Below are 15409 nucleotides of genomic sequence, written 5' to 3'. Positions count from 1 at the left end.
GGCGCGCGCGCTGGCCAGGTCGGCCTGGGCACGCTCGGTCGCGGCGCGCGCGGTGTCGAGCTCGCTCTGCGCCGGCACCTTGCCGCCGGACAGGCGCGACACCTCCTCCAGCCGCGCCAGGTTGCCCTGCGCTTCCTTCAGCGTCGCGGCGCTCTGCGCCACCTGGGCCTGTGCGGTGGCGAGCGAGGCGCGCGAGCGTGTCACCTGGTCGCGCAGCTTGGCGGGGTCGAGTTCGACCAGCACCTGGCCCCTCTTGACGCGGTCGTTGACGTCGACCAGCACGCGCGACACGGTGCCCGACAGCTCGCTGCCGATGTTCACCGAGCGCGTCGGCTGCAGGGTGCCGTCGGCGCTGACGGTGACGCTCAGCGTGGCGCGCTGTACCGGCTCGGTGACGTAGCTCGGCGCCGCGGCGGCGCGGCGGCCCGACAGCCAGACGCTGGTGCCGACCGCGGTGGCGGCGAGCACCGCGATGACTATCCACAGCGCGGGCCGCTTCCACAGCGCTCGCGCGGAGGGTTCGTCGAGCAGCGTGGCGATGTCGGGGGCGCCGCCGGCGGCGAGAGGAGGGTTGGGGCTCATGATGTTGTCGAGTTGTTCGGGTCAGGCGTCCAGCCGCCGCCCAGCGCCTTGTAGAGGCGCACGTGGTCGGTGGCCACGTCGACGCGGCTGCTGGCCACGTTGTCCTGTGCGGAGAGCAGCGAGCGCTGCGTCTCCAGCACGGTCTGGAAGTCGATCAGGCCGCTGGCATAACGCTGGCGGGCCAGCAGCGCGGCGTTGCCGGCCGCTTCGGCCGCCTGCTGCAGCGTGGCCAGGCGTTCGCGGTCGCGTTGCAGGGCGACCAGCGCGTCTTCCACGTCCTTCAGCGCGACCAGCACGGTGCCGCGCAGCGCTTCGTGTGACTGCTCGAACGCGGCCTGCTGCGCATCGCGCTGGGCGGTGGCGGCGCCGCCGTCGAAGATGGGCAGCGAGACGCCGGCCAGCAGCGAACTGGCCAGCGCGCCGCCGCCGGTCAGGCCGGACAGCGTCAGCGCCTGCAGGCCCAGCGAGCCGGACAGCGAGAAGCTCGGATAGCGCGCTGCATCGGCCTGCACGACCCGCTGCGCGGCGGCGCGCACGCGGGCCTCGGCGGCGCGCACGTCGGCGCGCTGGCGCAGCGTGTCGGCGGGAAAGGCGAGCGCGAGATCGGCAGCCGGTTGCGGCAGCACGGTCGATTCGGCAAGCTGCAGGGCGCCGACCGTGCGCCCGGTCAGCAGCGCGAGCTGGTGGCGTGATTGCGCGATCGCCTTCTGCAGCGAGGGGATCTGTGCGCGCGTCTGCTCGACGGATCCGCGCGCCTGCTCCGACTCGAGCGAGGTGGCCAGCCCGGCCTGCACACGCCACTGGGTGATCTGCGCGGTGTCCTGCTGGCTGGCCAGGTTGTCGCGGGCGATGGCCAGGCGCGCTTCGCTGCCGCGCAACGCCAGGTAGGCCAGCGCCACCTCGGCGGCCACCGACACCTGCACGTCACCGAGGTTGGCGGCGCTGGCCTGCGCATCGGCGTCACGCGCGGCGACGCCGGCGCGGTTGCCGCCGAACACGTCGGGCTCCCAGCTGGCGTCGAAGCCGGCGCGGAAGCTGTTGCTGGCCGAGCCGCTGTTCGAGCGGCTGCGCTGCGCCGAGCCCGAGGCATCGAGGCGCGGGCCGGCCTGGGCCCGCTCGACACTTTGCAGCGCACGTGCCTGGCGCAGTGCGGCGCGGGCGGAGGTGACGTCGGTGTTGGCGGCCAGCGCCTCGGCGATCAGCCGGCTCAGCTCGGGGTCGCCGAAGCGCTGCCACCAGTCGGCCAGCGATTCGGCCGGCACGCTCGCTTCAGGGCGCGTGCCGCCGGCGGCGCTCCATTCGGCCGGGGGCGCGACGCCGCCGGTGGCATCGACCGCCGGCGGCGTGAGGCTCGCGCAGCCGGCCAGCAGCAGGGCGACGACGAGCGGTGACACACGGGATGCAGACATGGACACAGTCTGCAACTCATGCGTTGCGCTGCCGCTTGTCGCCCGTCAAGCTGTGTAAAGCTCGGCGAAGGAATCGCCGCGCCGCCTTGCCGCTACTGGAACGCCACCTCGGCGAAGCTGCGCAGCTTGCGGCTGTGCAGCTGGTCGACACCCTGTTCGCGCAGCTTCTCGATCGCGCGGATGCCGATGCGCAGGTGCTGGTCGACACGCTCGCGGTAGAAGGTGTTGGCCATGCCCGGCAGCTTGATCTCGCCGTGCAGCGGCTTGTCCGACACGCACAGCAGCGTGCCGTAGGGCACGCGGAAACGGAAGCCGTTGGCGGCGATGGTCGCGCTCTCCATGTCCAGCGCGATCGCCCGGCTCTGGCTGAAGCGGCGCTCCGGCGTGGTGCTGACGTTGCGCGAGGGCAGCAGCTCCCAGTTGCGGTTGTCGGTGGAGGCGACGGTGCCGGTGCGCATCAGCCGCTTCAGCTCGTAGCCCTTCAACTGCGTGATCTCGGCGACGGCCGACTCGATCGCCACCTGCACCTCGGCCAGCGGCGGGATCGGCACCCACAGCGGCAGTTCCTCGTCGAGCACATGGTCCTCGCGCACGTAGCCGTGGGCGAGCACGTAGTCACCGAGCTGCTGCGTGTTGCGCAGGCCGGCGCAGTGGCCGAGCATGATCCAGGCGTGCGGGCGCAGCACCGCGATGTGGTCGGTGATCGTCTTCGCGTTGGCTGGGCCGACGCCGATGTTGACCATGGTGATGCCGGCGTTGTCCGGCCGCACCAGGTGGTAGGCCGGCATCTGCGGCAGGCGCGGCGGTGCGACGCCGTGCTCGTCGCCCGGCTGCGGGGGCAGGCCGGCGCGGCGCGTCACCACGTTGCCCGGCTCGACGAAGGCGACGTAGTCCTGCGCATGCGCGCTGCTGGCCATGGTCTCGTGGCCGAGGCGCACGAACTCGTCGATGTAGAACTGGTAGTTCGTGAACAGCACGAAGTTCTGGAAGTGCTCGGGCGCGGTGCCGGTGTAGTGGCGCAGCCGGTGCAGCGAGTAGTCCACCCGCGGCGCGGTGAACAGCGACAGCGGCAGTGCCTCGCCGCGACGCGGCTCGTGGGTGCCGTTGGCGATGCCGTCGTCCATCGCGCCGAGGTCGGGCAGGTCGAACACGTCGCGCATGCGCTGGCGCCGTTCGGCGCTCAGGCTGCCTTCGACGTGGTCGCCCTCGGCAAACGAGAAGTGCACCGGAATCGGCTGCGTGCCGGTGCCGATCTCCAGCGACACATGGTGGTTCTTCAGCAGCAGGCGGAACTGCTCGAGGTAGTAGTTGCCGAACAGCTCGGGCCGGGTCAGCGAGGTCTCGTAGGTGCCGGGGCCGGCGACGAAGCCGTAGGACAGGCGCGAATCGGCGCGGGCCACGGTGTCGGTGTGCACCCGCACGAAGGGGTAGCAGGCGCGGACCTTGCTCCCGACGTCTTCACCGGCGACGAAGCGATGCAGTGCCTCGCGCAGGTGGGCGATTCCGGCGTCGTAGATGGTCCGCACGCGGGCCAGCGCCTCGTCGGGATCGTTGAAGCGGGTGGGGGCGACGAAGGCGGGTTCGGAGCTCATGGGCCGATTGTGGCGGGCTTTCGCGCTGCGACTATGTCGTCGAGGAAGTTGCGGCGAAGTCTTCGATTCGCCGACAAAGATTCGGTCGAATCGCAGCGAGCCTTCGATATGCAGCGAAAGATTCCACTCTTCCCTCGATAAGCTCTCGCATCGTTTTGAACCATGGAGTCGACGTCATGAAGGTCATCGTTCTGGGCAGCGGCGTGATCGGGGTCACCAGCGCGTGGCACCTGTCGCTGGCCGGGCATGAGGTCACGGTCGTCGACCGCCAGGACAGCGCCGGCAAGGAGACCAGCTACGCCAATGCCGGCGAGGTCTCGCCCGGATATTCGGCACCCTGGGCCGGGCCGGGTGTGCCGGTCAAGGCGATCAAGTGGCTGCTGATGCAGCACCGGCCGCTGGTCATCCGCCCGCATCTCGACATGGGCCTGATCCGCTGGGGCATGGCCATGCTGCGCAACTGCACCGCGGCGCGCTACGAGGTCAACAAGGGCCGCATGGTGCGCCTGGCCGAGTACAGCCGCGACGTGCTGCGCGAGATGCGCAGCAGCACCGGCATCGGCTACGACGAGCGCATGCAGGGCACGCTGCAGCTGTTCCGCACCCAGAAGCAGCTCGACGGCACCGGTGCCGACATCGAGGTGCTCAAGCGCTACGGCGTGCGCTATGAACTGCTCGATCGTGCCGGCTGCATCCGCCACGAGCCGGCGCTGGCGCGCGTGCAGGACAAGTTCGTCGGTGGCCTGCTGCTGCCCGGAGACGAGACCGGAGACTGCTTCAAGTTCACCCAGAACCTCGCCGAACGCGCCGCGCAGCGCGGCGTCAAGTTCCTCTACGGCACCGACATCCATCGCCTCGAGAGCGAAGGCGGCCGCATCGCTGGCGTGGTCACCGGCGCCGGCACGCTGAAGGCCGATGCCTACCTGGTCGCGCTGGGCAGCCACTCGCCGACGCTGCTGAACCCGCTGGGCGTGCGCATCCCGGTCTACCCGGTCAAGGGCTACTCGATCACCGTGCCGATCACCGATGCGAGCGGCGCGCCCGAGTCGACGGTGATGGACGAGACCCACAAGGTCGCGGTGACGCGCCTGGGCGACCGCATCCGCGTCGGTGGCACGGCGGAGCTGGCCGGCTACACGCTGCAACTGCACGAGCCGCGCCGGCGCACGCTGGAGCATGTGGTCAGCGATCTGTTCCCGTCTGGTGGCGATGTGGCGAAGGCCGAGTTCTGGTGCGGCCTGCGCCCGATGACGCCGGACGGCACGCCGGTGGTCGGCGGCACGCGCCTGCCCAACCTCTGGCTGGCCACCGGCCACGGCACGCTGGGCTGGACCATGGCGGCTGGCACCGGCCGCGTGATGGCCGACCTGATCTCCGGCCGCGAGCCGGCGATCGACATGGCCGGCCTGACGATCGACCGCTACCCGAACGCCTACGCCTGAACCGGCAGGTACTCGGGCGACGAGGCCGGGGCGGCCGAGCGCCGCTGCACCTTGGTGCTGGCCACGCTGACCGCGCTGGCGCGCACGCGCACCTCGAAGCGGCGCATCGGCGCCAGCGGCTCGCCGTCGGCGGCCAGCGGCAGTTCGTCGTCGCTCTCGATCTGCATGGACTGGAAGGTCCAGGTCTGCACCTTCGGGTTGGACAGGTGCGTGCCCTGCAGCAGCCGCGGCAGCATGGCCAGTGTGCCGACGCGGCCGAAGCGTCCGGCGACCAGCAGGTCGAGCCGCCCGTCGCCGACACGCGCGCCGGGCACGGCAGGCATGCCCGAGCCGTAGCTGCGCGTGTTCAGCACCGAGGCGAAGATCGCCTCGCCGTCATGGCAGGGCGCGCCGTCGAGCGCGATGCGGATGCGGTGCGCGCGCAGCCCGGCCAACTCGCCCAGCGTGGCCCACAGGTAGCGCGGCATGCCTTCCAGCCAGCGCGGCCCCTCGAGCGCGCGGCGTGCCACCGCCGCATCGAAGCCGGCGGCCAGGCTGGAGAAGAAGGGCACCCGCTGGCGCGCGGTGATCAGCTCGCCGACGTCCATGCGCCGGGTCGGTCCGCGTAGCGCGAAGTCCAGCGCCTTCTGCCAGGGCAGGCCGGCGACGCCGAGCGCCCGCGCCGTGTCGTTGCCGCCGCCCAGCGGCACCACGCCGAGCGCGAGGCGGTGCGTCAGCAGCACCGGCAGCATGTGGTGCAGCGTGCCGTCGCCGCCGATCAGCACGACGCGGCTGCTGCGCGGCAGGCATTGCAGCGTCGCGCGCGAGCGTTCGATGCTGTCGGACTCGACCAGCGCGACGCCGGGCGCGTGCGCCGCCAGCCACTGCCGAACCGGCTGCGCCAGCGCGGCCGCCTGGCCCGCCGCGGCGCGCGGGTTGAGCAGCACCATCGTCGGCCGGTCGGGCCGATGGATGTCGGCGTCCTCGTCGCCGGGCCAAGTGGTCTGCGCTGCGGGCATCGGCTGGGGAGCCTAGCGCAATTTGCCGGGCGCGCCGCGTGGCTTGCCATGGGTCGCGCAAAATCGCACGCTTGCTCCCATGCCGTGGCACGCCCGACCATGCTGATCGTCCACAACCCCGACCATGCCCTGCATGCCGGCCGCCACGAGATGTTCCGCGGCCGGCTGGTGCCCTGCCACGAGGTGCCGCAGCGGCTGGACCATGTGCTGGCCGAGTTGAAGCACCGCGGCATCGGGCCGCTGGTCACGCCGGCCGACTTGCCTGGCGGCGACGATGCGGCCTTCGAGTCGGTGCTTCAGCGCATCCACGCGCCGCGCTACCTGCGCTTCCTCGAGCGCGCCTGGGCCGACTGGGTGGCGCTGGCCCCGGCCAACGCCGAACTCGATGCGCTGCCCTCGGTGTGGCCGGTGCGCGGCTTCCGCGCCGACGTGGAGCCCGCGAACTTCGCTGCCCGCATGGGCCTGTACTCGTTCGATGCCGGCACGCCGCTGACCGCCGGCAGCTGGGCCGCCGCGCGCGCCGGTGCGCAGACGGCGGTGCTCGCGGCCCGCGCGGTGGCAGCCGCATCGACGCGCAGCACCTTCGCACTCACCCGCCCGCCCGGCCACCACGCGGGCGCCGACTTCTTCGGCGGCTACTGCTTCCTCAACAACGCCGCGCTGGCCGCGCAGACGCTGCGCGACGCCGGCTTCGAGCGCGTGGCGGTGCTCGACGTCGACTACCACCACGGCAACGGCACGCAGAGCATCTTCGAGGACCGCGCCGACGTGCTGACCGTCTCGATCCACGGCGATCCGCGCACCGAGTACCCGTTCTTCCTCGGTCACGCCGACGAACGTGGCCATGGCGCCGGCGAAGGCTTCAACCTCAACCTGCCGCTGCCGCGCGGCACCGGCTTTGAGCGCTGGCGCGAGGCGCTGCAGCAGGCGCTCGCCGCGGTGCGGATCTTCGGTGCGCAGGCGCTGGTCGTGCCGCTGGGGGTGGACACCTTCGAGGGCGACCCGATCTCCGGCTTCACGCTGAAGAGCGCCGACTACCTCGCCATCGGCGCCGACCTGGCGACACTCGCGCTGCCGACCGTATTCACCTTCGAGGGCGGCTATGCGGTCGCCGAGGTCGGCATCAACGTGGCCAACGTGCTGGAGGGCTTCGGCGGCTGAACCATGCAATCTGTTCCCACTGATCTGCCCCGTGCCAGCGGCCGCTGGCGGCTGCTGACCTGGCTCTGCCTGCTCCTCGTCACGCATGGCTCCCTGTACCCCTGGCAGTTCGCCTGGCCGGCCGCCGGTCTGGGTGCGGCGTGGCAGGCCTTGTGGTCGCCTGCCCCCTTGTGGACAGGGCTGGGTGACGTGGTCGGCAACGTCGCACTGTTCGTTCCCGTGGGCCTGCTGATGCTGCTCGACCTGGGGGCGAGCCGGTGGCCGGCGCGAGCACGGACGCCACTGATGCTGGCGCTCGGCACGCTGTTCGCGCTGTTGCTCCAGATCGTGCAGATCGTCGTGCCCGATCGTGATCCGCTGCTGTCAGACGTGGTCTGGAACGCGCTCGGACTGGGCCTCGGTGCCGCGCTGATGGCCCTCTGGCGCCGTCATCCGCCGGCGGGCACGGTGCCCGATGCGGCGCGCGCCCTGCGACTGGCCCTTGTCGCGGCCTGGCTGGCGATCGAGTGGTGGCCCCTGCTGCCGACGATCGACTGGCAGCATGTCAAGGATGCGCTGAAGCCGCTTCTCCTGCAGCCCGGCTGGCGGGCCGGCAGCTTCGTCGAGGCGGCACTCTGGGTGATTGCCGCCGACCGGCTGCTGGCCGGCACGCGGCGGGCAGGCTGGTGGCTGCTGCTGCTCGCAGTCGCCGTGCTCGCCGGCAAGTTGTTCGTGGCCGGACAGGTCCTCACGCTCTCGCGGGTCGCCGGCATGGGCCTCGGCCTGCTGTGTGCCGCGGCACTTCGGCGCGCCGAGGGCGCGCGCTCGGCGCTGTGGCTGGTTGCCGCGATGCTGCTGTGGATCAGCATGGACGAGCTACGGCCCTTCGAGCTGGCCGACGCGGCGGGCGAGTTCCACGCCGTTCCCTTCGTCGCGCTGCTGATCGGGTCGATGAGTGCGAATGCGCTGTCGCTGCTGGGCATGGGCGCCTGGATGGGCGTGATCTTCGTGCTGGCGTCCGAACTGGGCGCGCGCCTGGTTCCGCTGGCCGCCGCACTGTCGCTGTGGCTGCTGCTGCTCGAAGTCGCCCAGATGTGGCTGCGCGGTCGCGTGGCGGACATCACGCCGGCGCTGCTGCCCTGGTTCTGGGTCGCGCTGATGCACTCGATGGGCCTGGTGCCGCGCAGGATCAGTCGACGCCGGCGCCGCTCATCAGGGCCAGGAAGCGATCCATCCCGACGTTCCCGCCCGACAGCGTGACGCCCACCCGCTGGCCGCGGAAACGCTCGCGGTGCTGCATCAGCGCAGCCAGGGCACAGGCGCCCGAAGGCTCGAGCACCAGCTTCATCCGCTCGAAGGCGAAGCGCATCGCGTCGACCACCACCGGGTCGGGCACGGCCAGCACGTCGGTCACATGCGCCTTGATCACCTCGAAAGGGTGGCGGCCCACGGCCTGCGTCTGCTGGCCGTCGCAGATGGTGCGCGGCACGTCGATGGTGACGATCTCGCCGCGCTGCAGCGACAGCTGCATGTCGTTGCCGCGCTCCGGCTCGGCGCCGAACACCTCGATGGCGGGCAGCAGGTGCTTGGCGGCGACCGTGCAGCCGGACAGGAAGCCGCCGCCGCCGGCGCAGACGATCAGTGCGTCCAGCGGTCCGGCATCCTCGATCAGCTCCAGCGCCGCGGTGCCCTGGCCGGCCATCACCGGCAGGTGGTCGAAGGGCGGGATCAGCGAGGCGCCACGTTCTTCGGTCAGGCGCCTGGCGATTGCCGCGCGGTCTTCGGTGTAGCGGTCGTAGAGGATCACCTCGGCGCCGTAGCCGCGCGTGGCGGCGAGCTTGGGCGCCGGCGCGTCGTGCGGCATCACGATGGTGGCAGCGCAGCCGTGCAGCCGTGCCGCCAGCGCCACCGCCTGCGCATGGTTGCCCGACGAGAAGGCGACCACGCCGCGCGAACGTTCGGCCTCGCTGAGCACACTGACCGCGTTGAAGCCGCCGCGGAACTTGAAGGCGCCCATGCGCTGCAGGTTCTCGGCCTTCATGAACACGTTCAGGCCGAGCAACTGGTCGAGCGTGCGCGAAGTCACCACCGGCGTGCGGTGGGCCACACCCTTCAGGCGGGCGGCGGCGGCCTGGACTTCGGAGAACTGGAGCATGGCGGTGCAGGGCTGTCCCGGGTGCGACCACTGTAGCAAGGCCCCGGCGCTACAGTCGCCGGCGGAGGTGTGCGAGGCATGACGACGCAGGAGATCCGTTCGCCGATGGCCGCCACGGTGCTCGAGTTCGCGGTCACTGCCGGGCAGGCGGTGCGCTCCGGTGACCTGCTGGCCGTGGTCGAGGCGATGAAGATGGAGCACGAGCTGCGCGCACCGCACGATGCGCGCGTGCTGGCGCTGCTGGCCGCGCCGGGCGAACTGGTGGGCGAGGGCGACGCGCTGCTGCGGCTCGGCGCGTTGGACGTGCCACATGCCGCCACGGCGCTGGCGGCCGCGGCGGTGCCCGTCACGGCACTGCGAGCCGATCTGCAGGAGTTCCTGGAGCGCGAGTGGCTGTTGAACGACGCCGCGCGGCCCGAAGCCGTGGCGCGCCGCCACGGCAGCGGCTTGCGCACCGCGCGCGAGAACGTCGCCGACCTGTGCGACCCCGGCAGCTTCGTCGAGTACGGCGCCTTCGCCTACGCGGCGCAGACGAAGCGGCGCAGCGTCGACGAGCTGATCCGCCAGACGCCGGCCGATGGTTTGGTCACCGGCATCGGATCTGTCGACGGCATCCGCTGCGCCGTGCTGGCCTACGACGCCACCGTGCTGGCCGGCACGCAAGGCCTGCGCAACCACCAGAAGACCGACCGCCTGCTCGGCATCGCGCTGGACCAGAAGCTGCCGGTCGTGCTGTTCGCCGAAGGCGGCGGCGGCCGCCCGGGCGACACCGACATGCCGATCGTCGCCGGCCTGCACGTGCCGACCTTCGCGCGCTTCGCGAGTCTCTCCGGCCAGGTGCCGCTGATCGGCATCGCCGCCGGGCGCTGCTTCGCCGGCAACGCCGCGCTGCTCGGCTGCTGCGACCTGATCGTCGCCACCCGCGGCAGCAACATCGGCATGGGCGGGCCGGCGATGGTCGAAGGCGGTGGGCTGGGCCGCTTCGCGCCGGAAGACATCGGCCCGGCGGCCGTCCAGTCGGCCAACGGCGTGATCGACCTGCTGGTCGACGACGAAGCCGCAGCGGTGGTGGCTGCGAAGCGCCTGCTCGGGCTGCTGTGCGGCGAGCGTGTGCTGGGCCTGGCGCCTGATGCCCGTGCGCTGCGCGAGGTGCTGCCGGCGCAGCGCGCCCGCAGCCACGACATGCGCCGCATCGTCGACGGTCTGGTCGACGTGGGCAGCACGATCGAGCTGCGCGAGGCGTTCGGCGCCGGCATCCATACCGTGCTGGCGCGGCTCGGCGGCCGGCCCATCGGCGTGCTGGCCAGCAACCCGATGCACCTGGGCGGCGCAATCGATGCCGACGCCGCCGACAAGGCCGCGCGCTTCATGCGCCTGTGCGACCTGCACGGCCTGCCCCTCGTCTCGCTGATCGACACGCCCGGCTTCATGGTCGGCCCGGACATCGAGGCGAAGGCGCAGGTGCGCCACGTCAGCCGGATGTTCGTCACCGCGGCGCAGCTGCGTGTGCCCTTCCTCGCCGTCGTGATCCGCAAGGCCTACGGCCTGGGTGCGATGGCGATGGCCGCCGGCGGCTTCCACGCGCCGCTGGCCACCGCCGCCTGGCCGAGCGGCGAGTTCGGCGCCATGGGCCTGGAAGGCGCGGTGCGGCTGGGCTACCGCAAGGAGCTGGAGGCGCTGCCCGAGGGCGGGGTGCGCGAGGCGCGGTTCCGAGAACTCCTGGATCGGCAGATCGCCGACGGCCGCGCGCTGAACATGGCGGCCACGCTGGAGATCGACGCCGCCATCGACCCGGCCGCTACGCGCGACTGGCTGCTGCGCCAGCTCGACGGCGCCGTGCCGCGTGAGCGCCGCATGCCAGGCCTCGACCCCTGGTAGCGGCGGCTGGCATGCAAGCACCCGGGGCGTAGCATCGACGCTTCCCAGCCACGACGACGCGCACGATGAGCGAACCCGCCAAGCCACCCCGCCCCGCGGCCACCGTGGTCGTCCTGCGCGACGGCGCGCTCGGCATCGAGGTGCTGCTGCTGCGCCGTGCCGAGCGTGGCGATCACAACAGCGGCGCCTGGGTGTTTCCCGGCGGGCTGGTCGACGCCGACGACCGCGCGGCGCTGCCGTTCTGTCGCGGCCTGGCGCCGTCCGAGGCCGATGCGCGGCTCGGCGTCGACGCGCATGCGCTCGACTTCTGGGCCGCCGCGGTGCGTGAATGCTTCGAGGAGGCCGGGCTGCTCTACGTGCGCGAGCGCGACGGCTCGCCGCTGGCGCTCGATGCACAGCGCGCCGAGCGGCTCGACGCCTGGCGCGGCCCGCTGCAGCGCGGCGAACGTTCACTCGCCGCGCTGTGCCACGACGAGGGGCTGACCCTGGCGGTCGACGAGCTTCTCTACTTCAGCCACTGGCTGACGCCGCCGGCGCAGGCCAAGCGCTTCGACACGCGCTTCTTCGTCGCCCGCGCCCCGGCCGGCCAGATCGCAGTGCACGACGACGGCGAACTGGTCGAGCAGATGTGGGTGGCGCCGGCCGCCGCGCTGACGCGCACCGAGCCGCTGAAGCTGCTGACGCCGACGCGCAAGACGCTCGAGGCGGTGGCGCGCTTCGACAGCGTCGATGCGCTGCTCGCCTGGGCGCGGCAGCCGCGCGAGGTGCCGCGCATCCAGCCGCAGATCGGCCGCGGCCGCGACGGCACACGCCCGGTCACGCCCGACGAGCCGGCCTTTGCCGAGTTGCGCCGCATCGACCCCGGGTGCAGCGGCCATGCCTCGTACGAGATCGTGCCCGGCGTGGCGGTGCGGCTGTCGCCGCGGGTGATCCGCGTCACCGCGCACAACGGCAGCGTGATGACGGGGCCTGGCACCAACGCCTACCTGGTCGGCGGCGGGCCGCGCAACGAGTGGGCGGTGATCGACCCCGGCCCGGCAGAGGAACGCCACATCGACGCCATCCTCGCCGCGGCGCCGGGGCCGATCCGCCGCATCTTCGCCACCCACACCCACCTCGACCATTCCCCCGGCTGCGCGATGCTCAAGGCGCGCACCGGCGCGCCGGTGCTCGGCCGCATCGCCGCGCACCCGGAGTGGCAGGACACCAGCTTCGCTCCCGACGTGCAGCTCGCCGGCGGCGAGCGCTTCGTGATCGACGACCACGTCACGCTGGGCGTGATCCACACCCCGGGCCATGCCTCCAACCACCTGTGCTACCGGCTCGAGGAGGAGAAGACGCTGTTCACCGGCGACCATGTCATGCAGCTCAGCACCGTGGTCATCAATCCGCCGGACGGCAACATGGCGGCCTACCTCGCCTCGCTGCGCGCGCTGTGCAGCGAAGACCTCGACTGGCTGGCGCCGGGCCACGGTTTCCTGATGGAGCAGCCGCGCGCGGCCTTCGAGAAGATCATCGCCCACCGCCTGCAGCGCGAGGCCAAGGTGCTGGCCTCGATGCGCGAGCTGGGGCCGGCCGACGAGCACGCGCTCTTGATGCATGTCTATTCGGACGTGCCGCAGCGCCTGCACCCGGTCGCGCTGCGCTCGCTGCGCGCCCATCTCGACAAGCTGCACGCCGAGGAACGAGTTCACGCAGAAGGCGGTGCCTGGGCCTTGCGCTGAACGCTTGCGCCGGGAGCCGCTGCCGATAATCTCGCATCGCGGCTCACCTCAGCGCATGACCTTCCGGACCGTCGTCGACGCAACGCCTGCCGTGCCGGCCGCGGCGGCCACACTGCGCCCGCCGTCGACGCTGCCGGCCTGGCTGATTGCCGCCCTGACGCTGCTGGTGCTGGTGGTCTGGCTGCTGCCGCCGCTGGACTTCCTCAAGCAGGGCCACACGCTGTTCCCGGTCTGGGCGCACACCGTGGCCGAGCTGGTCGCCGTGGCGGTGGCGCTGCTCGTGTTCGCGCTGTGCTGGCACACCGATGCGGGCGATCGTTCCGGCAACGCGCTGGTGATCGGCTGCGGATTCCTGGCCGTCGGGCTGATCGACATCGCGCACCTGCTGTCCTACCGCGGCATGCCGGACTTCGTCACGCCGGCGCACACCGAGAAGGCGATCAACTTCTGGCTGGTGGCACGGCTGATCGCGGCGCTGACGCTGCTGGCGGTGGCCTGGCGCGACTGGCCACCATTGCGCACGCGACGTGCACGTTACGGGCTGCTGGCCGCCGCGCTGCTGCTGCCGGCGCTGGTGGTCTGGCTGCAGCTCGGCCATCCGGCGCTGTGGCCGCGCACCTTCGAGGACGATCGTGGCCTCACCGCCTTCAAGATCGGCGCCGAGTACGGGCTGATCGCGCTGATGGGCGTGGCCGCCATCGGCTTCCAGCGGCGCGTGGCCGGTGGCCGCCGCTACGACGCGCTGGACCTGCGCACCGCCGCGCTGATCACCATCCTCGGCGAGCTCTGCTTCACGCTGTACTCGAACGTCAACGACGTCTTCCAGCTGCTCGGCCATGCCTACAAGATCGTTGCCTACCTGTACATCTACCGCGCGGTGTTCGTGGTCGGCGTGCGCGAACCCTACGAGCGGCTGCGCGTCGAGATCGGCGAGCGCCGCGATGCCGAACGCCGTGTCGAGTTCCTCGCCTTCCACGACCCGCTGACCGAGCTGCCCAACCGCGTGCTGGCGCGCGACCGCGTCGAGCGTGCGATCGCCGCGGCGCACCGGCGCGGCGGCATCGCCGCGCTGCTCTACCTCGATCTCGACCACTTCAAGAACGTCAACGACTCGCTCGGCCACGCGGCCGGCGACCGCCTGCTGAAGACGGTGGCGGCGCGGCTGCGCAGCACGCTGCGCGAGACCGACAGCATCTGCCGCCAGGGCGGCGACGAGTTCCTCGTCGTGCTCGGCGAACTGGCCGACGGCGCCGCGCTGAAGCCGGTGATCGACAAGCTGATGGGCGCGCTGGTGCAGCCCATCCACATCGACGGCCAGGACATCGCCACCACCGCCTCGATCGGCATCGCGCAGTACCCGGGCGACGGCGGCGATTTCGACACCCTTCTGCAGAAGGCCGACACCGCGCTGTACCGCGCCAAGGACGGCGGCCGCAACACCTTCCGCTTCTTCGACGAGTCGATGAACGCCGAGGCGATCGAGCGGCTGCAACTGCGCAACGGCCTGCGCCTGGCGCTGGAGCGCGGCGAGTTCGTGCTGCACTACCAGCCGCAGGTCGACCTGAAGAGCGGCCGGATGATCGGTGTCGAGGCGCTGCTGCGCTGGCAGCGCCCGGGCGAGGGGCTGCTGCCGCCGGCACGCTTCATCGCGCAAGCCGAGGAAAGCGGCCTGATCGTGCCGATCGGCGACTGGGTCATCGGCGAGGCCTGCCGCCAAGCGGTGGCCTGGCAGCGCGAGGGGCTCCCTCCGATCACCGTGGCGGTGAACCTCTCGGCGCTGCAGTTCGCGCGCGGCGACATCGAGCAGGTGGTCGAGCGCTCGCTGCGCGACAGTGGCCTGCGGCCGGAGTGCCTCGAACTCGAGCTGACCGAGTCGATCCTGCTGAGCAACACCGAACAGGTGCTGGCCGCCGTGCAGCGGCTCAAGGGCCTGGGCGTGCGCCTGTCGATCGACGACTTCGGCACAGGCTACTCCAGCCTGTCGTACCTGAAGCGATTTGCGGTCGACAAGCTGAAGATCGACCGCAGCTTCGTCGCCGACCTGCTGACAGACGCCGATGACAGCGCCATCGTGCAGGCGATCGTGCAGATGGCGCACGGCCTGTCGCTGATCACCATCGCCGAGGGCGTGGAGGACGCTGCGGTGGCGCGGCGCCTCGTCGAGCTGGGCTGCGAGGAGGCCCAGGGCTACCACTTCGCCCGGCCCCTGCCCGCCGACGCGCTGGCCGGCTACCTGCGGCGTGCGCCGCAGGGCTGATCAGCCAGCGGTGCTCAGACCCGCTCGAAGATCGCGGCGATGCCCTGGCCGCCGCCGATGCACATCGTCACCAGCGCGTAGCGGCCACCCACGCGCTGCAGCTCGTACAGCGCCTTGGTGGTGATGATCGCGCCGGTGGCGCCGATCGGGTGGCCCAGCGAGATGCCCGAGCCGTTCGGGTTGACCTTGGCCGGGTCGAGTGCCAGTTCCTTGACCACCGCGCAGGCCTGCG

At 71.8% G+C, this 15409-nt stretch carries 10 protein-coding genes and 2 pseudogenes; 6 read left to right on the top strand and 6 right to left on the bottom strand.

Going from position 1 to position 15409, the window contains the following annotated elements; translation table 11 throughout:
• The 3 genes from AAG801_RS32470 to AAG801_RS32460 form a co-directional block, all read right to left on the bottom strand.
• Positions 1–582, bottom strand: a 582-nt coding sequence (locus AAG801_RS32470) for a biotin/lipoyl-binding protein (protein ID WP_341892109.1), incomplete at its 3' end; no start/stop codon positions are given.
• Positions 579–1991 carry an efflux transporter outer membrane subunit gene (locus AAG801_RS32465; RefSeq protein ID WP_341892108.1) on the bottom strand — a complete coding sequence of 471 codons (1413 nt, stop codon included), beginning with the start codon at positions 1989–1991 and terminating at the stop codon, positions 579–581. The genes AAG801_RS32470 and AAG801_RS32465, both read right to left, overlap by 4 nt.
• A 92-nt stretch (positions 1992–2083) precedes the next feature.
• Positions 2084–3583: an AMP nucleosidase gene (locus AAG801_RS32460; protein ID WP_341892107.1), complete on the bottom strand. Its 1500-nt coding sequence runs from the start codon at positions 3581–3583 to the stop codon at positions 2084–2086.
• A gap of 176 nt (positions 3584–3759) precedes the next feature.
• Between AAG801_RS32460 and AAG801_RS32455 the strand changes: the two genes are divergently transcribed.
• Positions 3760–5025: a D-amino acid dehydrogenase gene (locus AAG801_RS32455; protein WP_341892106.1), complete on the top strand. Its 1266-nt coding sequence runs from the start codon at positions 3760–3762 to the stop codon at positions 5023–5025.
• Here the strand turns inward: AAG801_RS32455 and AAG801_RS32450 are convergent.
• Entirely contained in the window at positions 5016–6023 is a 1008-nt protein-coding gene (locus AAG801_RS32450) for a diacylglycerol kinase family protein (protein WP_341892105.1), read from the bottom strand. The genes AAG801_RS32455 and AAG801_RS32450 overlap by 10 nt on opposite strands.
• 99 nt (positions 6024–6122) lie before the next feature.
• Here AAG801_RS32450 and AAG801_RS32445 point away from each other — a divergent pair, with 99 nt between their 5' ends.
• On the top strand, positions 6123–7184 hold the full coding sequence (locus AAG801_RS32445; RefSeq protein ID WP_341892110.1) for a histone deacetylase family protein: 1062 nt from the start codon (positions 6123–6125) through the stop codon (positions 7182–7184).
• Positions 7185–7187: 3 nt separating this feature from the next.
• Positions 7188–8423 carry a VanZ family protein gene (locus tag AAG801_RS32440; protein ID WP_341892104.1) on the top strand — a complete coding sequence of 412 codons (1236 nt, stop codon included), beginning with the start codon at positions 7188–7190 and terminating at the stop codon, positions 8421–8423.
• Here the strand turns inward: AAG801_RS32440 and AAG801_RS32435 are convergent.
• Positions 8353–9318, bottom strand: a complete 966-nt coding sequence (locus AAG801_RS32435) for a threo-3-hydroxy-L-aspartate ammonia-lyase (RefSeq protein ID WP_341892103.1) — start codon at positions 9316–9318, stop codon at positions 8353–8355. The two genes, AAG801_RS32440 and AAG801_RS32435, sit on opposite strands and share 71 nt — an antisense overlap.
• Before the next feature lie 93 nt (positions 9319–9411).
• Between AAG801_RS32435 and AAG801_RS32430 the strand changes: the two are divergent.
• From AAG801_RS32430 to AAG801_RS32420, 3 genes and pseudogenes are all read left to right on the top strand, one after another.
• Positions 9412–11196: pseudogene (locus AAG801_RS32430) on the top strand (carboxyl transferase domain-containing protein); the annotation flags it as partial.
• A gap of 65 nt (positions 11197–11261) precedes the next feature.
• Positions 11262–12920, top strand: a complete 1659-nt coding sequence (locus AAG801_RS32425) for an MBL fold metallo-hydrolase (protein ID WP_341892102.1) — start codon at positions 11262–11264, stop codon at positions 12918–12920.
• A 55-nt stretch (positions 12921–12975) separates the two neighbouring features.
• On the top strand, positions 12976–15177 hold the full coding sequence (locus AAG801_RS32420) for an EAL domain-containing protein (protein WP_341892101.1): 2202 nt from the start codon (positions 12976–12978) through the stop codon (positions 15175–15177).
• Positions 15178–15191: 14 nt separating this feature from the next.
• Here AAG801_RS32420 and AAG801_RS32415 read toward each other — a convergent pair.
• Positions 15192–15409 (bottom strand): annotated as a pseudogene (locus AAG801_RS32415) (acetyl-CoA C-acyltransferase); the annotation flags it as partial.

The sequence above is a fragment of the Variovorax sp. YR752 genome (genome assembly GCF_943372545.1).
Note: the sequence above shows the minus strand (reverse complement) of the source record. Positions and strands in the feature narration are given on the sequence as shown.